This window comes from Sediminicoccus sp. KRV36 (assembly GCF_023243115.1).
Taxonomy (GTDB): Bacteria; Pseudomonadota; Alphaproteobacteria; order Acetobacterales; family Acetobacteraceae; genus Roseococcus.
This window is the reverse complement of the sequence record NZ_CP085081.1, coordinates 3,047,154-3,067,802: the sequence shown is the minus strand read 5'-3', so window position 1 is coordinate 3,067,802 and position 20,649 is coordinate 3,047,154. Positions and strand designations below refer to the sequence as shown.

Here is a 20,649-nt window from a genome sequence, read left to right as displayed (position 1 = left end):
TCCTGGCGCCCTGTCAGACGCGTTCGAGGATACTCACATAATTCGCCACGGCCGCGCCGCCCATGTTGAACACGCCACCGATCTCGGCGCGCGGCAATTGCATGGCGCCCGCCTCGCCGGTGAGTTGCATGGCGGCGAGGGCGTGCATCGAAACGCCGGTGGCGCCAATCGGATGCCCCTTTGATTTCAAACCGCCCGAGCGATTGATCGGCAGGCGGCCATCCCTGCGCGTCCAGCCCTCCAGGATGGCCCGGCTCCCCTGGCCCTCGGGCGTCAGCCCCATCGCCTCATATTCGATGAGTTCGGCGATGGTGAAGCAATCATGCGTCTCGGCGAAGGAGAGATCGGCCAGCGTCAGGCCCGAGGCGTCGAAGGCCCGCGCCCAGGCCTCGCGCGCCCCCTCGAAGCGAATGATGTCGCGCCGCGCGATGGGCAGGAAGTCATTCACCTGCGCCGTGCCGCGGAAGCGCACGGCGCGGCGGGCGGAGGCCGCCACATCGCCCTCGGCGATGATGAGGGCGGCCGCGCCGTCCGACACCAGGCTGCAATCGGTGCGCTTGAGCGGGCGCGCCACATAGGGGTTCTTCTCGCTCTCGTTCCGGCAGAATTCATAGCCAAGATCCTTGCGCATCTGGGCATAGGGGTTGTCCACGCCATTGGCGTGATTCTTGGCGGCGATGGCGGCCAGCGCGTCGGAACTGTCGCCATGGCGCTGGAAATAGGCCTCGGCGATGCGCGCGAAGACGCCGGCGAAGCCCGCCTCGATCCCGCCCTCGGTCTTGAGGTGGGATGCCGAGAGCAGGATTTCGCCGACGCGCGGGCCCGGCGTGGTCGTCATCTTCTCGACCCCGATGACCAGCGTTACGCGGCCGCGCCGCGCCCCCAGGAAATCCAGCGCGCCATGGATGGCGGCGGTGCCGGTGGCGCAGGCATTCTCGAAGCGCGTGGCCGGCTTGAAGCGCAATTCCGGGACGGCCTGGAAGACCAGCGAGGCGGGAAAATCCTGCGCCTGGAAGCCGCCATTGAAGGTGCCGAGGAAGACGGCATCCACCTCATGCGGCTCAAGCCCGGCATCGGCGATGGCCTCGCGCGCGACGAGGCCGATCAGCGCCTCGGCGTCGGGAGCCTCTTCCAACTTGCCGAAGCGGCTATGCGCCCAGCCGATAATGGCGGCGTCATGTTGCATTGCGGTCATGGCAGCTTTCCTCCCGTTTCACGCAGGTTAGGGCATTGCGCTGGGTCGCGCCAAGGCTTCTGCCGATGGCGTGAGTGTTGCGGCCAGGCAACATATTTCAGGCTTGTTATACGATTGGCTATCGAAAGGGTATTGAAAGCGAGTTGTCCTGATCTATTTCAGGGGTGTCGGGTGCATCTCTCGCCCTGACAGCTTTGCCTTCCTCAACCTTGCCTTGGCCGCCCCGCATGGGGCGGCTTTTTTTTCGCCCAACGGCTGCCCCCCGGCGATGTCTGCCCGTCAGTCCGGCACCAGCAGGCTGACGGCCGCCTGGCAGGCAATCCCTTCGCCGCGGCCGGTGAAGCCGAGGCGCTCCGTCGTCGTGGCCTTCACCCCGACACGCCCGATCGCCACCCCCATGATTTCGGCCAGCCGCGCCATCATCGCTGGCGCATGCGGGCCGATCTTGGGCTGTTCGCAGATCAGCGTCACATCCGCATTGACCAGCATGGCGCCGCGGGCCGCGACGCGGCCCATGGCGTGCACCAGGAATTGCGCGCTGTCGGCGTCCTTCCAGGTCATCTGCGAGGGCGGGAAATGCCGGCCGATATCGCCCTCGGCCAGGGCGCCGTAGATCGCATCGCAAAGCGCGTGGATGCCGACATCGGCATCCGAATGCCCGTCCAGGCCGAGCGCATGCGGCACGGTAATGCCGCAAAGGATGAGGGGCCGGCCGGGCACCAGGCGATGCACGTCGAAGCCCGTGCCGATGCGGGGCAGTAGGCGGGGCAGGAGGGTGGATTCCACGCGGAGCAGATCCTCAGGGAAGGTGATTTTCACGTTGCTTTCATGGCCGGGCACCAGGGCCACAGCCTCGCCGAGCCATTCCAGCAGCTGGGCGTCATCCGTCGCCTCGGCCCCGGCCTTGTCATGGGCGGCGCGCAATGTTTCGAAGCGGAAGGCCTGCGGCGTTTGGGCGCGAAACAATCCGGCACGGGGCACCGTCTCGCCGATCAGCCCGCCCGCGCCGCGCTTCAGCGTGTCCGAGACGGGCTGGGCCGGGATCGCGCCGGCCTGTTGTTCCAGCGCGGCCAGAAGGGCAGGGATGGTGCCTGGCGGAATCACCGGGCGGGCCGCGTCATGCACCAGGACGATGCTCGGGTTGAGGGCCGCCAGGGCCGCCAGGCCGGCCTTCACGCTGGCCTGGCGCGTGGCCCCGCCGGTCACGGGCGGCAGATGCGGCAGACCCTCCAGCATGGCGGCGACCCGGGCTTCCTCGCCCGCCGCGCAGACCGGCTGGAGCTGCTGGACATGGCCGCCGGCCAGCAGCGCCTCGGCCGCCAGCCGCAGGACCGGGCGGCCGAGCAGCAGGGCATATTGCTTGGGTTCGGGGGCGCCGAAGCGCTCGCCGCGCCCGGCGGCCATCAAAAGTGCGACGATCATGATGCCTCCCGAATAGGCCAGATCGTCACGCCAGGGAATTCGGGGGGCGGAAATCTCGCCGGATGGCACGGCCGGCGTGGACGTGGCGCTTGGTTTTGCGTATGGCTGCACAAATGATGAGCAACCGCCTTCGGCCCATCGTGCTCTCGCCCGATGTGACCATCGAAACGCCCGTGATCCTCGCACCCATGTCCGGGGTGACGGATCTGCCCTTCCGCCGCTTGGCGCGCGCGGAAGGCACGGGGCTTGTGGTGAGCGAGATGATCGCCTCCGCCGCCATGATCCGCGAAAACCGCCAAAGCCTGAAGATGTGCGACACTTCGGACGAGCTGGGCGGCCCCTCCTCGGTGCAGCTCGCCGGCTGCGATCCGGCCGTGATGGCCGATGCCGCCCGCCTCGTGGTGGATAAGGGCGCCGCCATCGTGGACATCAATTTCGGCTGCCCGGTGAAGAAGGTCGCGGTGGGGCAGAGTGCCGGCTCCGCCCTGATGCGCGATGAATTGCGCGCGGCCGCCATTCTGGAGGCGGTGGTGAAGGCCGTCTCCGTCCCCGTCACGCTGAAGATGCGCATGGGCTGGGACCATCAGAGCCTGAACGCGCCCAAGCTCGCCCGCATCGCCGAGGCATGCGGCATCCGCCTGGTGACCATCCATGGCCGCACGCGCCAGCAGCTTTATACCGGCGTCGCGGACTGGGATTTCATCGCCTCGGTCAAGGCGGCGGTTTCCATTCCCGTCATCGCCAATGGCGATATCGTGACGGTGGACAACGCGCTGGATGCGCTGACCCGGGCCGGCGCGGATGGCGTGATGATCGGGCGTGGCTGCTATGGCCGGCCGTGGTTCCCGCGCCAGGTGGCGGCCTTCCTGCGGGATGGCACGCGCCTGCCCGACCCGAGCCTGGAGCAGCAGCTGGCCATACTGCTGCAACATTACCGCGCCATCCTGGAGCATCATGGCGAGGGGATCGGCGTGCGCATGGCGCGCAAGCATGTCGCCTGGTATTCGCGCGGCTTGCCGGGCAGCGCGGAATTCCGCGCCCAGGTGAATCGCGTCGAGATGGGGCAGGCGGCGGAATCGCTGATCCAGGGCTTCTACGGCCCGCTGATCGAAGGCGGGGCGGAACCGCCGGCCTGGCAGGAAGCCGCATGAGCGGCGTGATCAGCCGTGTGGCGGCCCTGGCCCGCCGCCCGCGCCCGCTGGCGCTGCCCGATACGGCGGGCATCCTCTCGGCCCTGCCCATGCCCGCCATTGTCCTCGATGGCGAGGATCGCTTCCGCTTCGCCAACCCGGCGGCCGAGCTGTTCTTCCAGCAATCGCTGCAAAGCCTGCTGGGCATGCAGCTTGCGGAGCTGCTGCCGCCGGATCATCGCCTTTTTGCCTTGCTGCACCAGGTTCGCCTGCAGGACAGCCCGGTTGCGGATCATGACCTGATCCTGGAGAGCCCGCGGCTGCGCCGGCATGGCGTCTCCGTCTATGGCGCCCCGATGCCGGACCTTCCGGAAGGCGTGGTGCTGACGCTGCAGGATGGCTCGACGGCGGCCATGCTGGACCGGCAGTTGCATTTCCTGGGTGCCGCGCGCGGCGCCACCGCCATGGCCGCGATGCTGGCGCATGAGGTGAAGAACCCGCTCTCCGGCATCCGTGGCGCGGCGCAATTGCTGGAACAGGGCGCCTCCGAGGGGGACCGCGAACTCTGCTTGCTCATCCAGGAGGAGAGCGACCGCATCCGCAACCTGGTGGACCGGATGGAGATGTTCTCCGACCGGCCGATCGAGCGGCAGGCGGTGAATATCCATTCCGTGCTGGATCATGTGCGCCGCGTGGCGCAATCGGGCTTCGCCTGCCATCTGCGCATGGTGGAGGAATATGACCCCTCGCTTCCTGCCGTCTGGGGGGACCGGGACCAGCTGATCCAGATTTTGCTTAACCTCGTGAAGAACGCCTCCGAAGCGCTGAGCGATGGCGGCGCCACGGGTGGGGCGGGCGAAATCCACCTCGCCACGGCCTATCACCATGGCGTGCGCATCGCCGTCCCCGGCAGCACCGAGCGCGTGCATCTGCCGCTGCAGGTCATCGTGCGCGACAATGGCCCCGGCATCCCCGAGCCGCTGCGCTCCACCCTGTTCGAGCCCTTCGTGACCACCAAGCGAGGCGGGCAGGGGCTGGGCCTGGCCCTCGTGGCCAAGCTCGTCGCCAATCATGGCGGCCTGATCGAATGCGACAGCCGCCCCGGCCGCACCAGCTTCCGCCTGTCCCTGCCGGCCGAGCCCCCCAATCATGCACGGGGCGAGCCGGCCCATGAGAGTGACGAATGACAGAATCCCGCACCATCCTGATCGCCGATGATGACCGCGCGATCCGTACCGTCCTCTCCCAGGCCCTGACGCGCGCCGGGTATAATGTGCGTGCGACCTCCTCGGCCTCCACGCTGTGGCGTTGGGTGGAGGATGGCGAGGGCGATCTGGTGGTGACCGATGTGGTCATGCCCGATGAGAACGGGCTGGACCTTCTGCCGCGTATCAAGCGGATCCGGCCGGATCTGCGCGTCGTGGTCATGTCGGCACAATCCACCTTCACCACGGCGGTGAAGGCGGCCCAGCGCGGCGCCTTCGAATATCTGCCCAAGCCCTTCGATCTGAAGGAATTGCTGAATGTGGTGGAGCGCGCCTTGGCGCAGCCCGCCACCGCCGTGCCCCCCGATGAGGAGGCCGAACCCGGCGAGCGCCTGCCGCTGGTGGGCCGCAGCACCGCGATGCAGGACATCTACCGGACGGTCGCGCGCCTCACCACGGCGGACCTTACCGTCATGGTCACGGGCGAGAGTGGCACCGGCAAGGAGCTGATCGCCCGCGCGCTGCATGATTATGGCAAGCGCCGGCAGGGGCCCTTCGTGGCCATCAACATGGCGGCGATCCCGCGCGAATTGATCGAGAGCGAGCTGTTCGGCCATGAGCGGGGCGCCTTCACCGGCGCCTTGACGCGCGGCATTGGCCGCTTCGAGCAGGCGGCGGGCGGCACGCTGTTCCTCGACGAAATCGGCGACATGCCGGCCGAGGCGCAAACCCGCCTGCTGCGCGTGTTGCAGGAGGGCGAGTTCACGACCGTGGGCGGCCGCCAGCCGGTCAAGGCGAATGTGCGCATCGTCGCTGCCACACACCGGGATTTGCGCGCCTCCATCCGCGCCGGCCTGTTCCGCGAGGATTTGTTCTACCGCCTGAATGTGGTGCCGATCCGCCTGCCGCCGCTGCGGGAGCGCACGGAGGATATCCCCCTGCTGGCGCGGCATTTCCTGGAGCGCGCGCGGGCCTCGGGCCTGCCCTTGAAGTCGCTCAGCAATGAAGCGCTGGAGCGGCTGAAGCGGCACGCCTGGCCGGGCAATGCGCGCGAATTGGAGAACCTGATGCGGCGCCTCGCCGCACTTTACCCGCAGGAAACCATCGGCGAGGAAGCGGTCGCCGCCGAACTCGCCGAGGCCGAGGCGCCGAGCGACGGCGCGCCGCGTTCGAGCGAGACGCTGGAACAGGCGGTGGAGCGCCACCTGAAGCTGTTCATGGCCGCCCATAAGGACGGCATGCCGATCCGGGACCTGCATGACCGCGTGATTTCGGAAGTGGAGCGGCCCCTGCTGCGCCTCGCACTCAGCGCCACACGCGGCAACCAGATCAAGGCGGCGGCGCTGCTGGGGCTGAACCGCAACACGCTGCGCAAGAAGCTGCGGGACCTGGAGTTGCCGGTCGTGCGCGGTCTGTCGTGACACGGGTTGGCATGACGCGACCTGGCATGAGCAAGCCCTGAGCATGTCCAAGCCAGCCCGGGTGCCGCTGCTGCGGCGCCTTGCCGATATGCTGCTCGGCCGGGGGGTGACATTGGGGCTCGCCGTGGGCGCGCTGGTGATGGGCATCCTCACCTTCGTCGTGCTTTCGGATGGCAGCCCGCTGGGGCCGACGCGTCCGGGCCAGGTGGTCGGCATCGTGCTGGTCAATCTGGCCATCATCCTGCTGCTGCTGGCCTCGCTGGCCGGGCAATTGGTGCGGGTCTGGGCAGAGCGGCGGCGTGGTTCGGCGGGCTCTCGGCTGCACACGCGGCTTGTGCTGCTGTTCTCCGTGGTCGCGATCGTGCCGGCCATGCTGCTGGCGGGGTTTTCCGCCATCTTCTTCAACCTGGGCATCCAGGCCTGGTTCAGTGACCGGGTGCGCACGGCGCTCGAAGCCTCGCTGGTGGCGAGCCGGGCCTATTTCGAGGAACACCAGAACAATATCCGCGCCGATGCGCTGGTCATGGCCAATGATCTGAACCGCGCCGTGGTGCTGCTGCCGGACCAGAGCCTCGCCTTCGCCCGCGTGCTGGCCACCCAGGCCAGCGCGCGCGGCCTGACCGAGGCCGTGGTGTTCGAGCCGCTGCTGGGCCGCATCGTGGCGCATGCGGGGGTGAGTTCCGCCTTCATGCTCTCCCCGCCGCCCGATTGGGCCATTGAAATCGCCACTGGTGGCGAGGTGGCCGTGGTGGCGGTGGAGGAGGAGAATCGCGTTCGCGCCATCATCGCGCTGTCCCAGGCCTCCGGTTTGCAGTTGATGATCGGGCGGCCGGTGGATTCCTCGGTGCTGGAGCATATGCAGCGCACCGAACAGGCGGTGACGGCCTATCAATCCATCGACCGCAACCGCGAGGGGTTGCAGATCACCTTCGTGATGATCTTCGCCATCGGCTCGCTGCTGGTGTTGCTGGCGGCGGTGCTGGTGGGGCTGGTGCTGGCCAATCAATTGGCCGGGCCGATTTCCCGCCTGATCACGGCGGCCGAGCGGGTGCGCGGAGGTGATCTCTCGGTGCGCGTGGAGGAGGGCGATGGCGATGACGAGATCGGCAGCCTGAGCCGCGCCTTCAACCGCATGACCAATCAGCTGGCCGGCCAGCGCAGCGAATTGCTGGAAGCCTACCGGCAGATCGCCGAGCGGCAGAACTTCACCGAGGCCGTGCTGGGCGGCGTTTCGGCCGGCATTGTGGGCCTCGACCAGGAGCTGCGCGTGAACCTGCCCAACCGCAGCGCCAGCCTGTTGCTCGGCATTGACCTGGAGCGCGAGATCGGCCGCCCCATGGCCGAGATCGCGCCCGAATTCGCCGGCCTGCTCGCGCAGCCGGGCACCACGCGCACGGCCGAAATCCGCGTGGGCCCGCCCAATGCGCGCAAGACGCTGCTGGCCCGCCTCTCGCCCGAGATGGAAAGCCAGGGCCATGTGCTGACGTTTGACGATATCTCCGCCCTGCTGACCGCCCAGCGCCAGGCCGCCTGGGCGGATGTGGCCCGCCGTATCGCCCATGAGATCAAGAATCCGCTGACGCCCATCCAGCTCAGCGCCGAGCGGCTGAAGAAGCGCTACCTCAAGCAGATCACGCATGATCCGGAGACCTTCACCGCCTGCACGGACACCATCGTGCGCCAGGTGGGGGATATCGGCCGGATGGTGGATGAATTCAGCGCCTTCGCCCGGATGCCGCAGCCGGTGATCCGCCCCGAGGAAATCGGCCGCCTGGTGCGTGAGGCGCTGGTGCTGCAACAGCAATCCCGCCCCGAGATCGCCTGGATCACGGATTTGCCGGAGCAGAAGCTCTATGCCGCCTGTGACCGGCGGTTGATCAATCAGGCGCTCACCAACCTGCTGAACAACGCGGCGGATGCCATCGCCATGCGGGTGCAGCGCGATGAAGAGGAAGGCCTTGCCTGCCCGCGGCCGGTCGGCCATATCCGGGTAGGGCTGTCCGGCGAGGGCGAGCGGCTGATCATCTCGGTGGAAGATGACGGCATCGGCCTGCCGGAGGGCGATGAGAGGGACCGGCTGACGGAGCCCTATGTCACGCATAAAACAAAGGGAACCGGCCTTGGTCTCGCGATCGTGAAGAAGATCATGGAGGACCACCGTGGCAGCATCCAGCTCACCGATGCGCTGTCGGGCCGCGGCGCACGCGCCGAGCTGATCCTGCCGGCGCGGGAGCCCGATGCGCTTGCGCCCGACGGCCTGACGTCCGGCGCAGCTACGTCTGGCGGGCACGAAATGGGGGAGCCTGGCCATGGCGCATGACATCCTGATCGTGGATGACGAACCCGATATCCGCTCCCTGATTGACGGCATCCTCTCCGACGAGGGCTATGAGACGCGACAGGCGCATAATTCGGATACGGCAATTGCGCATTTCCGGGCGCGCCGGCCCTCCCTCGTCATCCTCGATATCTGGTTGGCCAATTCGCGCCTGGATGGGCTTGGCATCCTCGATGCGTTGCATCGCGAGGAGCCGCATGTCCCCTGTGTGATGATCTCGGGCCACGGCAATATCGAGACGGCGGTGCAGGCGATCCAGCAGGGCGCCTACGACTTCATCGAAAAGCCCTTCAAGAGCGACCGCCTGCTGCTGATCGTCGCGCGTGCGCTGGAAGCCGCCAAGCTGCGGCGTGAGATCAGCGATCTGCGCCTGCGCGCCGGCTCCGAGGCGGAGCTGATCGGCGTCTCGCCGGCCATGACGCAGATCCGCTCGGCGATCGAGCGCGTGGCGCCGACCAATTCGCGTGTGCTGATCAGCGGGCCGGCAGGCACGGGCAAGGAAGTGGCGGCGCGCATGCTGCATGCGCGTTCGCGCCGCGCCGATGGGCCTTTCGTCGCGCTGAATTGCGCGACACTCGATCCCGGTCGCATCGAGGAGGAGCTGTTTGGCGTGGAGCCCCGCGGCGAGCAGCCGCGCCGCGCCGGCACGCTGGAGCGCGCGCATGGCGGCACGCTGCTGCTGGACGAGGTCTCCGACATGCCGCTGGAAACCCAGGGCAAGATCGTCCGTGCGCTGCAGGAGCAAGGCTTCGAGCGCATCGGCGGGGCGACGCGCGTGAAGGTGGATGTCCGCGTCATCGCCACCACGAACAAGGACCTCCAGGCGGAGATCACGGCCGGGCGCTTCCGCGAGGATTTGTTCTACCGCCTGTCCGTCGTGCCGTTGCGGATGCCGGCCCTGCGCGAGCGGCGGGAGGATGTGCCCGCCCTGGCCCGGCATTTCATGGCCCGCTCCATTGAAAGCTCGGGCCTCGCGCCGCGCGCCCTGGCCGAGGACACCATCGCCGCGCTGCAGACCCATGACTGGCCGGGCAATGTGCGGCAATTGCGCAACCTGATGGATTGGCTGCTGATCATGACGCCCGGCGATTCCGGTGCGCCGATCCGCGCGGAATCGCTGCCGCCCGAAATCGTCTCGACCGCGCCGTCCATGCTGCGGCTCGACCGCTCCAGCGAAATCATGACGCTCCCCCTGCGTGACGCGCGGGAGGCTTTCGAGCGGCAATATCTGGAGGCGCAGTTGCTGCGCTTCGGCGGCAATATCAGCCGCACTGCCAATTTTGTCGGCATGGAGCGCAGCGCCCTGCACCGCAAGCTCAAATTCCTCGGCGTGCAGGCGGAAGACAGGGCGTCCGGGACGGCGTAAACTCGAAGCCATGTCGAAAATCGCTTATGTGAATGGCGCCTATCTGCCGCAGCGCGAAGCCTCGGTGAATATCGAGGATCGGGGCTATCAGTTCGGCGATGGCATCTATGAGGTGGTGCATCTCTATCGCGGCCACTTCATTGACGAGGCCCGCCATCTGGACCGGCTGGAGCGTTCGCTCGGCGAAATCCATCTCCCCATGCCGATGGCGCGCGCGGCGCTGCGGATGGTGCTGATGGAGGTGGCGCGCCGCAACCGGGTGCGGGACGGGCTGCTCTACATGCAGGTGACGCGCGGCGTGGCGCGGCGGGACCATGCCTTCCCGCGCGTGCCGGTTCCGGTCTCCCTGGTCGTGACCATCCGCCATATCCCGCCCTATCCGAAGGATGTGGATCGCTGGACCATCACGGCCATCACCCATCCGGACCTGCGCTGGGCGCGGCGCGACATCAAGAGCGTGAACCTGCTGCCCAATGTGCTGGCCCGCCAGGCCGCGCGCGAGGCAGGTTCGGCCGAGGCCATCCTGTTTGACGAAGCGACCGGCATGGTGACGGAAGGGGCCGCCACCTCCTTCTGGATCGTGGATGCGCAAGGCGTGCTGCGTACCCGCCACCTGGACCAGGTGATCCTGCCCGGTTGCACCCGTGGCGCGCTGATTGCGGAGATGGAGGCGGCCGGCATCCCCTACAGCCTGGCCCCCTTCAGCCTGGAGGAATTGCGCGGCGCGCGAGAGGCGTTCCTCACTTCGGCCACCTCCTTCGTGAAGCCCATCCTGCGGATTGACGGGCGGGATGTGGGCGATGGGAAGGTGGGGCCGGTGACGCGGCGGCTGTTTGACGTGTTTTCGCGCCATGTGCATGCGGGCCTGGGGAATGCGGCGTGACCCCGCCCGATGGTCGGAGGGCGAAGCCCGGAGAGCTGAATCGGGCGGGCCACACCACGCCCGATGCGATCCTGTTTGACTGGGACAACACGCTGATTGATGGCTGGGCAGCCATCGAGGCCGGGCTGAACGCGGCCTTCGCCGCCTTCGGCAAGCCCGCCTGGACCCGCACGCAGGTGCTGGCGAATGTCCGCAAATCCCTGCGCGATTCCTTCCCCGAGCATTTCGGCGCGGAGTGGGAGCGCGCGCGGGATATCTTCTATGATGCCGTGCACGCCACGCATCTCCAGGTGATCCGCCCCTTGCCTGCGACGCTGGGCATGCTGGATGCGCTGACGCATCTGCCGCTCGGCGTCGTCTCCAACAAGCAGGGGCCGCTGCTGCGGGCCGAGGCTGCGCATCTGGGCTGGCAGGCGCGTTTCAGGGCTGTGGTGGGCGCCGGCGATGCCGTGGCCGACAAGCCCTCCGGCGCGCCGCTGCATCTGGCACTGGGGCAGATGGGCCTCAGCGCCGGGCCGCACATCTGGTATGTCGGCGACACGGCGATCGACATGCAGGCGGCCCGTGCGGCCGGCTGCGTGGCGGTCCTGCTGGGCGATGCCGAGCATGATGGCGGCATTGCCGCCTGCGCGCCCGACATGGCTTTTTCGGACGGGCTGCAACTCGCGGCCCGGTTGCACGCTCTGGACAAGTGATCCGGGACGCCCGACATTCATCATTGGCAAGGCGACGGGCCCAACCATCGCGTTGAACGGCCCGCGACGAAAAACAAGAAGGAGGCCATCATGGCCGAGAAATCCCAGAACGTGCAGGACGTGTTCCTGAATCACGTTCGCAAAAGCAAAACCCCGGTGACGGTCTTTCTCGTCAACGGGGTCAAACTCCAGGGGATCATCACCTGGTTCGACAATTTCTCCGTGCTGCTGCGGCGGGATGGGCATACGCAGCTCGTCTACAAGCATGCCATCAGCACGGTGATGCCCGGTGCCCCCATCATGCTGTTCGACCCCCAGGCGGCGGGTGCTGCGGCCGCACCGCCTGCCGGCGGTGCGCCCGTGCGCGAGACGACGCTGACCATGTCCCGGGAGCCAGCCCCTGCCCGCGAAGACTGAGGATGTGGCGGCGGCGCCGACGCGCGCCGCCGTCATTCTTCCCTTCGAACGCACCCAACGTTCGAACATCCTGGAATTCGCACCCACGGGCGGCCTGCCGCGTGCGGCTGAGGCGCGGCTGGCCGAAGCGGTCGGCCTCGCGGCTTCGATCGGCGTCACCATTGTGCATTCCGCCATCCATCCACTGCGCCAGCGCCGGCCCTCCACCCTGCTTGGCGAAGGCCAGGTCGAGATGGTGCGCCAGGCACTGGAGGAGCAGGAGGCGAGCCTCGTCATCGTGGATGCGGCTCTCACGCCAGTGCAGCAGCGCAATCTGGAGCGCGACTGGCGGGCGAAGGTGATTGACCGCACCGGCCTCATTCTCGAAATCTTCGGCGAGCGCGCCCGCACGCGGGAGGGTTCGCTGCAGGTCGAACTCGCGCATCTGGAATACCAGCGGACGCGGCTCGTGCGGTCCTGGACGCATCTTGAGCGGCAGCGCGGTGGCTTCGGCTTCCTGGGTGGCCCGGGTGAAAGCCAGATCGAGATTGACCGCCGGCTGATCGGCGAGCGCATCATCAAGCTGAAGCGCGAGCTGGAGCAGGTGCGCCGCACCCGCGGCCTGCACCGCAAGGCGCGGGAGCGTGTGCCCTATCCGGTGATTGCGCTGGTGGGCTACACCAATGCCGGAAAATCCACGCTGTTCAATGCGCTGACCGGTGCAGCGGTTTACGCGCAGGACCAGCTTTTCGCGACGCTGGACCCGACGATGCGGCAGATCACGCTGCCCTCCGGCCGGCATGCCATCCTCTCCGATACGGTGGGCTTCATCAGCGATCTGCCGACGCAGCTCATCGAGGCGTTCCGCGCCACGCTGGAGGAGGTCGCCGCCGCCGACATCATCCTGCATGTGCGCGATGTGGCGCATCCTGACAGCACGGCCCAGCGCAATGACGTGAACGCCGTGCTGGATGAAATGACCGAAGGCGCCGATGCGCCGCTGGATGGCGGCTGGCGCGGCCGCTGCATCGAGGTGCTGAACAAGGCTGATCTGCTGGGCGGACCGGAGGCCATCGCCTCCCGCGCGGCAGGCGGCCTCGCGGTCTCGGCCCTGACCGGGGAGGGGCTGGATGCGCTGCGGGAGACGCTGGATGCCAGGCTCTCGGAAAGCATGGTGACGGAGCGCTTCGAATTGCCGAGCGAGGATGGATCACGCCTCGCGTGGCTGTACCGCCATGGCGAGGTGCTGGAGCGGCATGAGGCGGAGGGAAGCATTCACCTCACCGTGCGGATTTCGCCCGCCAACCGCGCCCGCTACGCGTTGCTTCCATGAGGTTTTCCGCAAGCCAGGCGAGTGAGATCGCAGTGCTGCTGCGCAGCGTGGCGCAGGCCGAGATCCTGCCGCGTTTCCGCAAGCTCGCCAGTGGCGATATCCGCATGAAATCCAGTCCGCTCGATCTGGTGACCGAGGCGGATGAAGCGGCGGAACGCGTCCTGACGGCGGCCCTTTCGGCCCGCTTCCCCCATGCGATGATCATGGGCGAGGAAGCCGCGGCGGCGGACCCGGCGCAACTCACCCGCATGCTGGATGCGGAGCTGTGCTTCATCATTGATCCGGTGGATGGCACGGCGAATTTCGCGGCGGGCGTGCCGCTGTTCGGCGTGATGCTGGCCGCCGTGCACCAGGGTGAGACCATCGCCGGGTGGATCCATGACCCGATGGGCGATGACACGGTGATCGGCCTGCGCGGTGAGGGGGCCTGGATCGAGACGCCAGCGGGGGCCAGGCATGATTGCCGCGTGGCCCCGCCCGCGCCCCTGAGTGAGATGGTGGGCGCGATTTCCTGGAGCTACCTGCCGGCCGCGCAGAAGGCGCATCTACTGCCGCGCCTCGCGCAGTTGGCGGGGACGTTGAATTTCCGCTGTGCGGCGCATGAGTACCGGCTGGCCGTCACGGGTGGGCTGCACGCCCTGTTCTACAACCGCCTGATGCCCTGGGACCACGCGGCGGGTGTGCTGATCCACGCCGAATCGGGTGGCTATGCCGCGCAGTTCGACGGCACCGCCTATTCCCCCCGCAAGCATGCGGGGGGGCTGATCTGCGTGCCGGATGCCGCTGGCTGGCAGGCGCTGCGCGAAGCCTTGCTCGGCAGCGCCTGACCCTTGGCTCAGTAGCGCTGCTGCTGGCCCCAGCCATTGCCGCGGTTGTTGTTGTAACCGCGGTTATTGTTGTTATAGCCGCGATTGTTGTAGCCGCTCTGCTGCTGCGACTGGTCATACAGGTAGCCGCCGGCACCGCCGACGCCAGCGCCCAGCAAAGCGCCAAGCCCCGCATTTCCCGTGAAGGAGCCGATGATGCCGCCCACGGCGCCACCGCCGAGCGCGCCAGTGGCGGTGCGCTGCTGGGTGTCATTCATTCCGGCACAGCCGGAGATGCCGAGGCCAGCGGCGAGCAGGACGGCCATTTGGATGCGGCGCATCAGCGTGCCCTCCTCGTCGAAGTTTCGGTGGGGCAGGGGAAGCTCGCCTGCGCCCAGCGCAGCATGCCATCCAGGGCGGGCTCGTTGACGTAGCTGGGATTCTCCCGCGTCCAGCGGGCAAAGGCGATGCCGGATTGCGCGATGCTGGGGCCAGGGTTGGGCACGCAGAACAGCGGCCGGATGGGGCGGCCGGGCGGGTTCATCAGCGCGTGGTATTGGCCGGCCGCCGTCAGGAAGCCCTGGCAATAGGCGATCGCTTCCAGCCGCGGCACGCCGGTGGTGCTGGGGTCGCAGATGGCGGCGAGGTCCGCCACGGTCTGCACATGGTCCACGGGGCGGGGCTGGGCGAAGGCGGTGCCGCTGGCCAGCAATAGGGCCAGGGCCGGAATCATCCGTTTCATGGGTCTCTCTCCAGCGGCCCGAGCGGCCGCATGGAGGTGACAACACGCGAGGCGGCCCCAGGTTGCCCAGGGCGGTTGCTCCGGGGCGGTTGCCCCGGGGCGCCAGGATCACCTCACCCGCAATGCAGCCTGGCCGCCAGATCCGTGAAATCCGCCGCCACGCAGTCCCAGGGGTCTTCGGCCGTCAGGTCAATGCTCTGGCCCGCGCCATGCTCGACCGGGCGGGGAATGAAGGCGGTGGCCAGGCCCGCTGCGCGCGCCGCCCGCAAATCCCCGTTATGGGCCGCAACGAGGCAGACCTCGGACGGGTGCATGGCCAGCAGCTCGGCGGTGCGCAGATAGGCTTCAGGCTGCGGCTTGTAGGCCTGCACCGGCTCGGCGCCGAGGATGGCATCCCAGGGAATGCGCGCGCGCTTGGCCATGTTCGCCAGCAGCGCGATATTGCCGTTGGAGAGCGGCGCCAGGAAGTATTTGCGCTTCAGCCGGTGCAGGCCGAGCAGCACATCCGGCCAGGGGTCCAGCTTGTGCCAGGCGAGGTTCAGCGCATCCAGATCCGATGGCTTGCAGCCGGTGACACCATGATCGGCCAGCATGGTCTCGAGGTTTTCCCGGTGCAGCACATCGAGCCGGGTGAAGGCGCGCCGCCCGGAGCGGCATTCCTCCATCGCCGGCTGATAGCGCTTGCGCCACGCATCTGCGAGCAGGAAGGGATCAAGGTCGGTGCGCCCGATCGCCGAGAGATAGCCCGCCAATTCGCGCGCCACGCCACTGCGCCAATCCATCACCGTGCCAAAGACGTCGAAGACGAGAGCCTTGACCTGGTTCATGGCTTCACCGCCCATTTCTTGTCGAATTCCCAGACCTCGGGGAAGCCCATCAGCTCGCACATGCGGCCAAAGCCGTAGCTCTCCTGCGCGGGCAGGCCATTGGTGTCGCCCACCGCATGCAGATGCGCATAGACGCGTTCCAGCGCCGCCGCGACGGCCAGGAAGCCGGCCCCCGGATAGATCGCGATGCTGTAGCCGATCTCCTTCAGCCGTGCCGCCGTCAGGATGGGCGTGCGGCCGCCCTCCACGTTGTTGGCCAGCAGCGGCTTGTTGATGGAACGGCCGATTTCCACCATCTCGGCCTCGGTTTCCGGGCTTTCGATGAAGACGATATCCGCACCCGCATCGCCATACATGCGGCCACGGCGAATGGCCTCCTCCAGCCCGAGGCCGGTGCGCGCATCGGTGCGCGCGACGATCAGGAAATTCGGATCCCGCCGCGCCTCGACCGCGACCTTGAGCTTGAGGACCATGTCCTCGGCCGGGATCACGCTGCGGCCTGGCGTGTGGCCGCATTTCTTCGGCATTTCCTGGTCTTCGAGCTGAATGCCGGAGATGCCCGCCGCCTCATACCCCATGACGGTGTGGCGCACATTCAGCAGCCCGCCATAGCCGGTATCGGCATCGGCGATGATGGGCGTCTTCGCCATCTGCGCGAAGCGGCCCATGCGGGAGACCATGTCGGTGTAGGTCGCGATGCCGGCATCAGCGACACCCAGATGCGAGGCGACCGTGCCGAAGCCCGTGGCGTAGAGGCAATCAAACCCCATGCCATCCGCCACCTTGGTGCTGATCATGTCGAAAATGCCGGGGGCGACGACGAATTTCTTCGCATCGAACGCGGCCTTGAGGGAGGGGTGTGCCATGGGAGTCCTTTTCCTGTGTCCTGCCCCTGGAAGGGCGGCTTTTGGTGGCCCGTTCCGGGATCAGCAGGCCACGCGACAATGCTCAGTGGCGCGACTATGCCGCCCGCGGCAATGCCGCGAAAGGCGGCCCCGCATCACTGGCGGGTGATGTGGCCGGCTGCGGCGGCGGCCGCCCAGATGCGGTCCTCGCGCTGCATGGCGGCGAGGGTCTCGGCCGGGGGGCGCAGATCGGGCTCGATGCCGAGCGCGGTGAGGCGGGCGCGGAAGGCCGCATCGGCGAAGGCCGTGCCGACGTAGCCGCGAATGCGTGCCGAAATCGCGTCCGGCAGGCCCGCCGGCGCCAGCAGCGCCACCCATCCCGCGAGATCGAATTCGGCGATGCCCTGCTCCTGAACCGTCGGCACATCGGGGAAGAAGGGCGTGCGGGTGGATGTACTGACGGCGATGATGCGGGTGCGGCCAGTGGCCAGATGCGGCGTGGCGCTCGCGGTGCTGGTCCAGCCCAGCGGCAGGTGGCCGGCCACCACATCCGTCATCAATTGCCCACCCGAGCGGTATTGCACATCGGGGATTTCGAGGCGCAGGCGCCGCGCCAATTCCTGGCCGATGAACTGGGAGAGGGCCTCGGTGCTGCCGGTCGAAAGCCGTGCGGGATTGGCCGCGGCGAAGCTGCGCAGGCCGGCAAGGTCGGTGAAGGGCAGCGTGTGGGAGGCGGCCAGGACCATGGTGTTGCGCGTCAGCATCGAGACGGGCGTGAAGTCGCGGATTGGGTCGTAGGGGACCTGGCTCAGCACGTGCCGGTTCATGACATGGGTGGAGACCACGGCTGTCAGCGTATGGCCATCCGGTTCGGCCCGGGCCACCAGCTCGCTGCCGATGACGCCAGCGGCACCCGCGCGATTCTCGACGATGATGGGATGGGCGAGGGTGGGGCGCAAAGCCTCGGCCATGGCGCGCGCCAGGATGTCCGTGCCGCCGCCGGCCGCATAGGGCACGATCAGACGCACGGGCTTTTGCGGCCAGGTGCCTTGGCCCAGGGCAGTTGCGGGCAGCAGGGCCGGCAAGGCCAGCAGCGAGCGTCTTGAAAGCGCAGCTTTGCGGATCATGGTTTTTCCTCCGTTCCCGGGAGTTTCACCCGGCACGGCCGCGGGCGGAAGCCCCGGCGCCACGCAACGCAGTGACGGGCCGATCAGGGCCGTGCCATTCTGCGGTGATGAATCCACGCGTCACCGTGATCGGCCTTGGCTATGTCGGCCTGCCCACCGCCGCCCTGCTGGCCAGCCGCGGCATGGCCGTGCAGGGGGTGGACAGCAATCCGGCGGTGCGCGCCACGCTGGCCGAGGGCCGCATCCATATCACCGAGGCGGATGTCGAGGCGCTGCTGGAACGCGCCCTGCGCGCGGGGCTGTTCACCTTGCACGCGCAGCCGCCGCCGGCGGATGTGTTCATCATCGCCGTGCCCACGCCGCTGGGCGAGGATCATGCCCCCATGCTCGGCCATGTGCTGGACGCGACGCGGGCCCTGGCGCCGGCCCTGCGCCCAGGCAACCTGGTGCTGCTGGAAAGCACGAGCCCGATCGGCACCACGGCGCGCATCGCGGCCCTTCTCGCGGAATTGCGGCCGGAGCTGACCGACCTCGCCATCGCCTATGGGCCGGAGCGCGTGCTGCCCGGCCGCATCCTGACCGAGCTTGTGGAAAATGACCGCGTGGCCGGCGGGCTGACGCCCGAGGCGACGCAGCGCGCCCAGGATTTCTACCGGCTTTTCGTGCGCGGCGAGGTGGTCGGCACGGATGCCGCAACGGCCGAGATGGTGAAGCTGGCGGAGAACGCCTTTCGTGACGTGAACATTGCCTTCGCCAATGAACTCTCCCTGATCGCGGATGCGCAGGGGCTGGATGTCTGGCGCGTGATCGAAATCGCCAACCGGCATCCCCGCGTGCAGATCCTGCGGCCGGGGCCGGGTGTCGGCGGGCATTGCATCGCGGTGGACCCGTGGTTTCTCGCGCATGCGGCGCCGGATGCCGCACGGCTGATCCCCGCCGCGCGCGCGGTGGATGCGGCCAAGCGCGCCGCCGTACTGGATGCGGCCTCGGCGATCTGCGCCGGGGGCGAGCGGCTGATCTGCCTTGGCCTCACCTTCAAGGCGGATGTGGATGATCTGCGCGAAAGCCCCGCGCTGGACATCGCGGCCGAACTCGCACGGCGGCATCCCGGCCAGGTGGTGCTGGTGGAGCCGCATCTGCGCGCGGCACCCCCCGGGCTGACGGCGCCGCTGGTCTCGCTGGAGGAAGCCCTGGCGGGGCCGGGGGCGCTGCTGGTATTGACCGACCATGCCGCCTTCCGGCGCATCCCCCGTGCCCAGCGCGCGGGGCGCCGCATTCTGGACACCCGCGGAATCTTCCGCGACGAGGAGAGCCCCTGATGCCTGATGGTTCCGTGACCCTGCCCGCGCTCACCCAGATCGAAGCGGTGGTGCGCACCTATCTGGATGGCCTGTATGAGGGCGATGGCGCGAAGATCGCGGCCGCCTTCCATCCCGTTTCGCATCTCTACAATGTGGTGGAGGGGACCGTGGTGGATCTGCCGCGTGAGGAATGGCTCGCGCGCATCGCATCCCGCGCCAAGCCCTCCGAACAGGGTTTCACGCGGGAAGATCGCATTCTGGCGATGGACATGGCCGGCGATGACGCGGCCTGCGTGAAGGTCAATTGCTGCATCCCGCCGCGCTACTTCACGGATTACCTGCTGCTGCTGAAGACGGGCGAGGGATGGAAGATCGTGAGCAAGAGCTTCAACACGGAACTTCGTTCGGTTTGATTTTTGACGCCCTCAGACGCCGGGCGTCAGCTTGGCTTCGGAAGGCCGAAGCATTCCGCCGCGCCGATCCGGCGCGGATCGCCGATGGGTGTCGCTGATCCGGCCGGTCAACCTGCCGGCTGCAACACGTAAGCCACGCCCGCCCGCGTGGCCACGTCCCGCACATGCTGCACCAGGCTGTCCGGCATCGGGATGCCCTCCACCAGCCGCTTCGCGCGGGAGGCATCCTCCGGCTCGCCCGGCACCAGCACGGGCTTGGCGGGGTCGGCCGGGCGCGTCGCGTGCAGCACGTCAATCACCGCATCCATGTCGTTCTCATAGCCCTCGATATCGCGGAAGGCGCGCGGGTCCACGGCCAGCATGAAGTGGCCGATATTGTTCGGCTCCCCTGCCTTCTGCGTGCGGTTGCGGATCGGTGAGAAGCTGGCCCCTACCATGGCGCCGCCCAGGATATGCGCCATCAAAGCGAGGCCGTAGCCCTTGTGGCCGCCCAGCGCCTCGGGCCCACCCACGGGCGTGATGCCGCCTTCCTTGTGCTTGAAGACGTAGTCATTGGCGATGTGGCTGTCGGTGACCGGCCGCCCCTCGCCATCCTGCACCCAGCCTTCGGGGATGGGTTTGTCGTTCAGGTGATAGACCTTCACCTTGTTGCCCGCGACGGTGGTGGTCGCCATGTCCAGCAGCACGGGCCGGTGCCGGCCCGCGGGTGCGGCGAAGGCGATGGGGTTGGTGCCCAGCACCGGTTCGGCGCCCCGCGTCGGCACCATCAGGATGCCGCGCGTGGAGGAGGTGACCATGCCGATGAGCCCGGCATCCGTCGCAATCCGCGCATAGCAGCCCGCCGCGCCGAAATGATGGCTGTTCACCACGCCCACGGCGCCCACGCCGAAGGCGCGCGCCTTTTCCACGGCAAGCTTCATGGCCATGAAGGCGGCCGGATGGCCGAGGCCATCCGCCCCGTCCACCATCGCGGTCGCGGCGAAATCGCGCACCACACGCGGCTCGCCCGCGATGCGCAGCTGGCCTTTGTGCAGCAACTCCTCATAGGCCATCAGCATGGAGATGCCGTGGCTGTCCACGCCGGTCAGGTCGGTTTCCACCATGATGTCGGCGGTGGTCTCGGCCAGATGCGGCGGGCTGCCCCAGGCATGCAGGATGGCGAGGATCTGGGCCCGGATGGAGCCGTGCGTGGCGTGCAGCATGC

At 68.0% G+C, this 20,649-nt stretch carries 20 protein-coding genes; 12 read left to right on the top strand and 8 right to left on the bottom strand.

The annotated features are described in order from the left end of the window. Positions 1-13: 13 nt before the first annotated feature. The gene (locus LHU95_RS14410) at positions 14-1,195 is read right to left on the bottom strand and encodes an acetyl-CoA acetyltransferase (protein ID WP_248707650.1); all 1,182 of its coding nucleotides are present in this window, start codon (positions 1,193-1,195) and stop codon (positions 14-16) included. A 279-nt stretch (positions 1,196-1,474) separates the two neighbouring features. After that, a complete protein-coding gene (gene ispD / locus LHU95_RS14405) occupies positions 1,475-2,620 on the bottom strand; it encodes a 2-C-methyl-D-erythritol 4-phosphate cytidylyltransferase (RefSeq protein ID WP_248711569.1) in 1,146 nt (381 codons plus the stop codon). A 110-nt stretch (positions 2,621-2,730) separates the two neighbouring features. Between ispD and dusB the strand changes: the two genes are divergently transcribed. The 10 genes from dusB (at position 2,731) to LHU95_RS14355 (ending at position 14,211) form a co-directional block, all read left to right on the top strand. Beyond that, a complete protein-coding gene (dusB, locus tag LHU95_RS14400; protein ID WP_248707649.1) occupies positions 2,731-3,768 on the top strand; it encodes a tRNA dihydrouridine synthase DusB in 1,038 nt (345 codons plus the stop codon). Beyond that, positions 3,765-4,934 (top strand): ATP-binding protein, encoded by a 1,170-nt coding sequence (locus LHU95_RS14395; RefSeq protein WP_248707648.1) that lies wholly within the window; start codon positions 3,765-3,767, stop codon positions 4,932-4,934. The genes dusB and LHU95_RS14395 overlap by 4 nt, the downstream gene beginning before the upstream one ends. After that, entirely contained in the window at positions 4,931-6,373 is a 1,443-nt protein-coding gene (gene ntrC / locus LHU95_RS14390) for a nitrogen regulation protein NR(I) (protein WP_248707647.1), read from the top strand. Before LHU95_RS14395 ends, ntrC begins: the two co-directional genes overlap by 4 nt. 43 nt (positions 6,374-6,416) lie before the next feature. Further along, the gene (locus tag LHU95_RS14385) at positions 6,417-8,693 is read left to right on the top strand and encodes a PAS domain-containing sensor histidine kinase (protein ID WP_248707646.1); all 2,277 of its coding nucleotides are present in this window, start codon (positions 6,417-6,419) and stop codon (positions 8,691-8,693) included. After that, positions 8,683-10,077 carry a sigma-54 dependent transcriptional regulator gene (locus LHU95_RS14380; protein ID WP_248707645.1) on the top strand — a complete coding sequence of 465 codons (1,395 nt, stop codon included), beginning with the start codon at positions 8,683-8,685 and terminating at the stop codon, positions 10,075-10,077. Before LHU95_RS14385 ends, LHU95_RS14380 begins: the two co-directional genes overlap by 11 nt. A 10-nt stretch (positions 10,078-10,087) precedes the next feature. Next, on the top strand, positions 10,088-10,960 hold the full coding sequence (locus LHU95_RS14375) for a D-amino-acid transaminase (protein ID WP_248707644.1): 873 nt from the start codon (positions 10,088-10,090) through the stop codon (positions 10,958-10,960). Further along, positions 10,957-11,655 (top strand): HAD family hydrolase, encoded by a 699-nt coding sequence (locus LHU95_RS14370; protein WP_248707643.1) that lies wholly within the window; start codon positions 10,957-10,959, stop codon positions 11,653-11,655. Before LHU95_RS14375 ends, LHU95_RS14370 begins: the two co-directional genes overlap by 4 nt. Positions 11,656-11,742: 87 nt before the next feature. Beyond that, positions 11,743-12,072 carry an RNA chaperone Hfq gene (gene hfq / locus LHU95_RS14365; RefSeq protein WP_248711568.1) on the top strand — a complete coding sequence of 110 codons (330 nt, stop codon included), beginning with the start codon at positions 11,743-11,745 and terminating at the stop codon, positions 12,070-12,072. A 4-nt stretch (positions 12,073-12,076) separates the two neighbouring features. After that, positions 12,077-13,384, top strand: coding sequence for a GTPase HflX (gene hflX / locus LHU95_RS14360; protein ID WP_248707642.1), 1,308 nt, complete (start codon positions 12,077-12,079; stop codon positions 13,382-13,384). Next, positions 13,381-14,211 (top strand): inositol monophosphatase family protein, encoded by an 831-nt coding sequence (locus LHU95_RS14355; protein ID WP_248707641.1) that lies wholly within the window; start codon positions 13,381-13,383, stop codon positions 14,209-14,211. Before hflX ends, LHU95_RS14355 begins: the two co-directional genes overlap by 4 nt. An 8-nt stretch (positions 14,212-14,219) precedes the next feature. On the opposite strand, the gene LHU95_RS14350 is transcribed toward LHU95_RS14355, so the two are convergent. The 5 genes from LHU95_RS14350 to LHU95_RS14330 all read right to left on the bottom strand — a co-directional run bounded on the left by LHU95_RS14350 (position 14,220) and on the right by LHU95_RS14330 (position 17,731). Then, positions 14,220-14,531, bottom strand: a complete 312-nt coding sequence (locus LHU95_RS14350; protein WP_248707640.1) for a glycine zipper domain-containing protein — start codon at positions 14,529-14,531, stop codon at positions 14,220-14,222. Further along, entirely contained in the window at positions 14,531-14,932 is a 402-nt protein-coding gene (locus LHU95_RS14345; protein WP_248707639.1) for a Rap1a/Tai family immunity protein, read from the bottom strand. Before LHU95_RS14345 ends, LHU95_RS14350 begins: the two co-directional genes overlap by 1 nt. Before the next feature lie 113 nt (positions 14,933-15,045). Continuing rightward, complete coding sequence (locus tag LHU95_RS14340) at positions 15,046-15,759, bottom strand: haloacid dehalogenase type II (protein ID WP_248707638.1); 714 nt, start codon at positions 15,757-15,759, stop codon at positions 15,046-15,048. Next, positions 15,756-16,625 carry an isocitrate lyase/PEP mutase family protein gene (locus LHU95_RS14335; protein ID WP_248707637.1) on the bottom strand — a complete coding sequence of 290 codons (870 nt, stop codon included), beginning with the start codon at positions 16,623-16,625 and terminating at the stop codon, positions 15,756-15,758. The genes LHU95_RS14340 and LHU95_RS14335 overlap by 4 nt, the downstream gene beginning before the upstream one ends. A gap of 134 nt (positions 16,626-16,759) precedes the next feature. Next, positions 16,760-17,731 carry a tripartite tricarboxylate transporter substrate binding protein gene (locus tag LHU95_RS14330; protein ID WP_248707636.1) on the bottom strand — a complete coding sequence of 324 codons (972 nt, stop codon included), beginning with the start codon at positions 17,729-17,731 and terminating at the stop codon, positions 16,760-16,762. Between the two features lie 107 nt (positions 17,732-17,838). Here LHU95_RS14330 and wecC point away from each other — a divergent pair, with 107 nt between their 5' ends. Together wecC and LHU95_RS14320 are read left to right on the top strand one after the other, a co-directional pair. Next, positions 17,839-19,050 (top strand): UDP-N-acetyl-D-mannosamine dehydrogenase, encoded by a 1,212-nt coding sequence (gene wecC, locus LHU95_RS14325; protein WP_248707635.1) that lies wholly within the window; start codon positions 17,839-17,841, stop codon positions 19,048-19,050. After that, the gene (locus LHU95_RS14320; protein WP_248707634.1) at positions 19,050-19,445 is read left to right on the top strand and encodes a nuclear transport factor 2 family protein; all 396 of its coding nucleotides are present in this window, start codon (positions 19,050-19,052) and stop codon (positions 19,443-19,445) included. Before wecC ends, LHU95_RS14320 begins: the two co-directional genes overlap by 1 nt. 107 nt (positions 19,446-19,552) lie before the next feature. Here the strand turns inward: LHU95_RS14320 and LHU95_RS14315 are convergent, their stop codons facing one another. Beyond that, positions 19,553-20,647, bottom strand: a complete 1,095-nt coding sequence (locus LHU95_RS14315) for an Ldh family oxidoreductase (protein WP_248707633.1) — start codon at positions 20,645-20,647, stop codon at positions 19,553-19,555. Between the last annotated feature and the right edge of the window lie 2 nt (positions 20,648-20,649).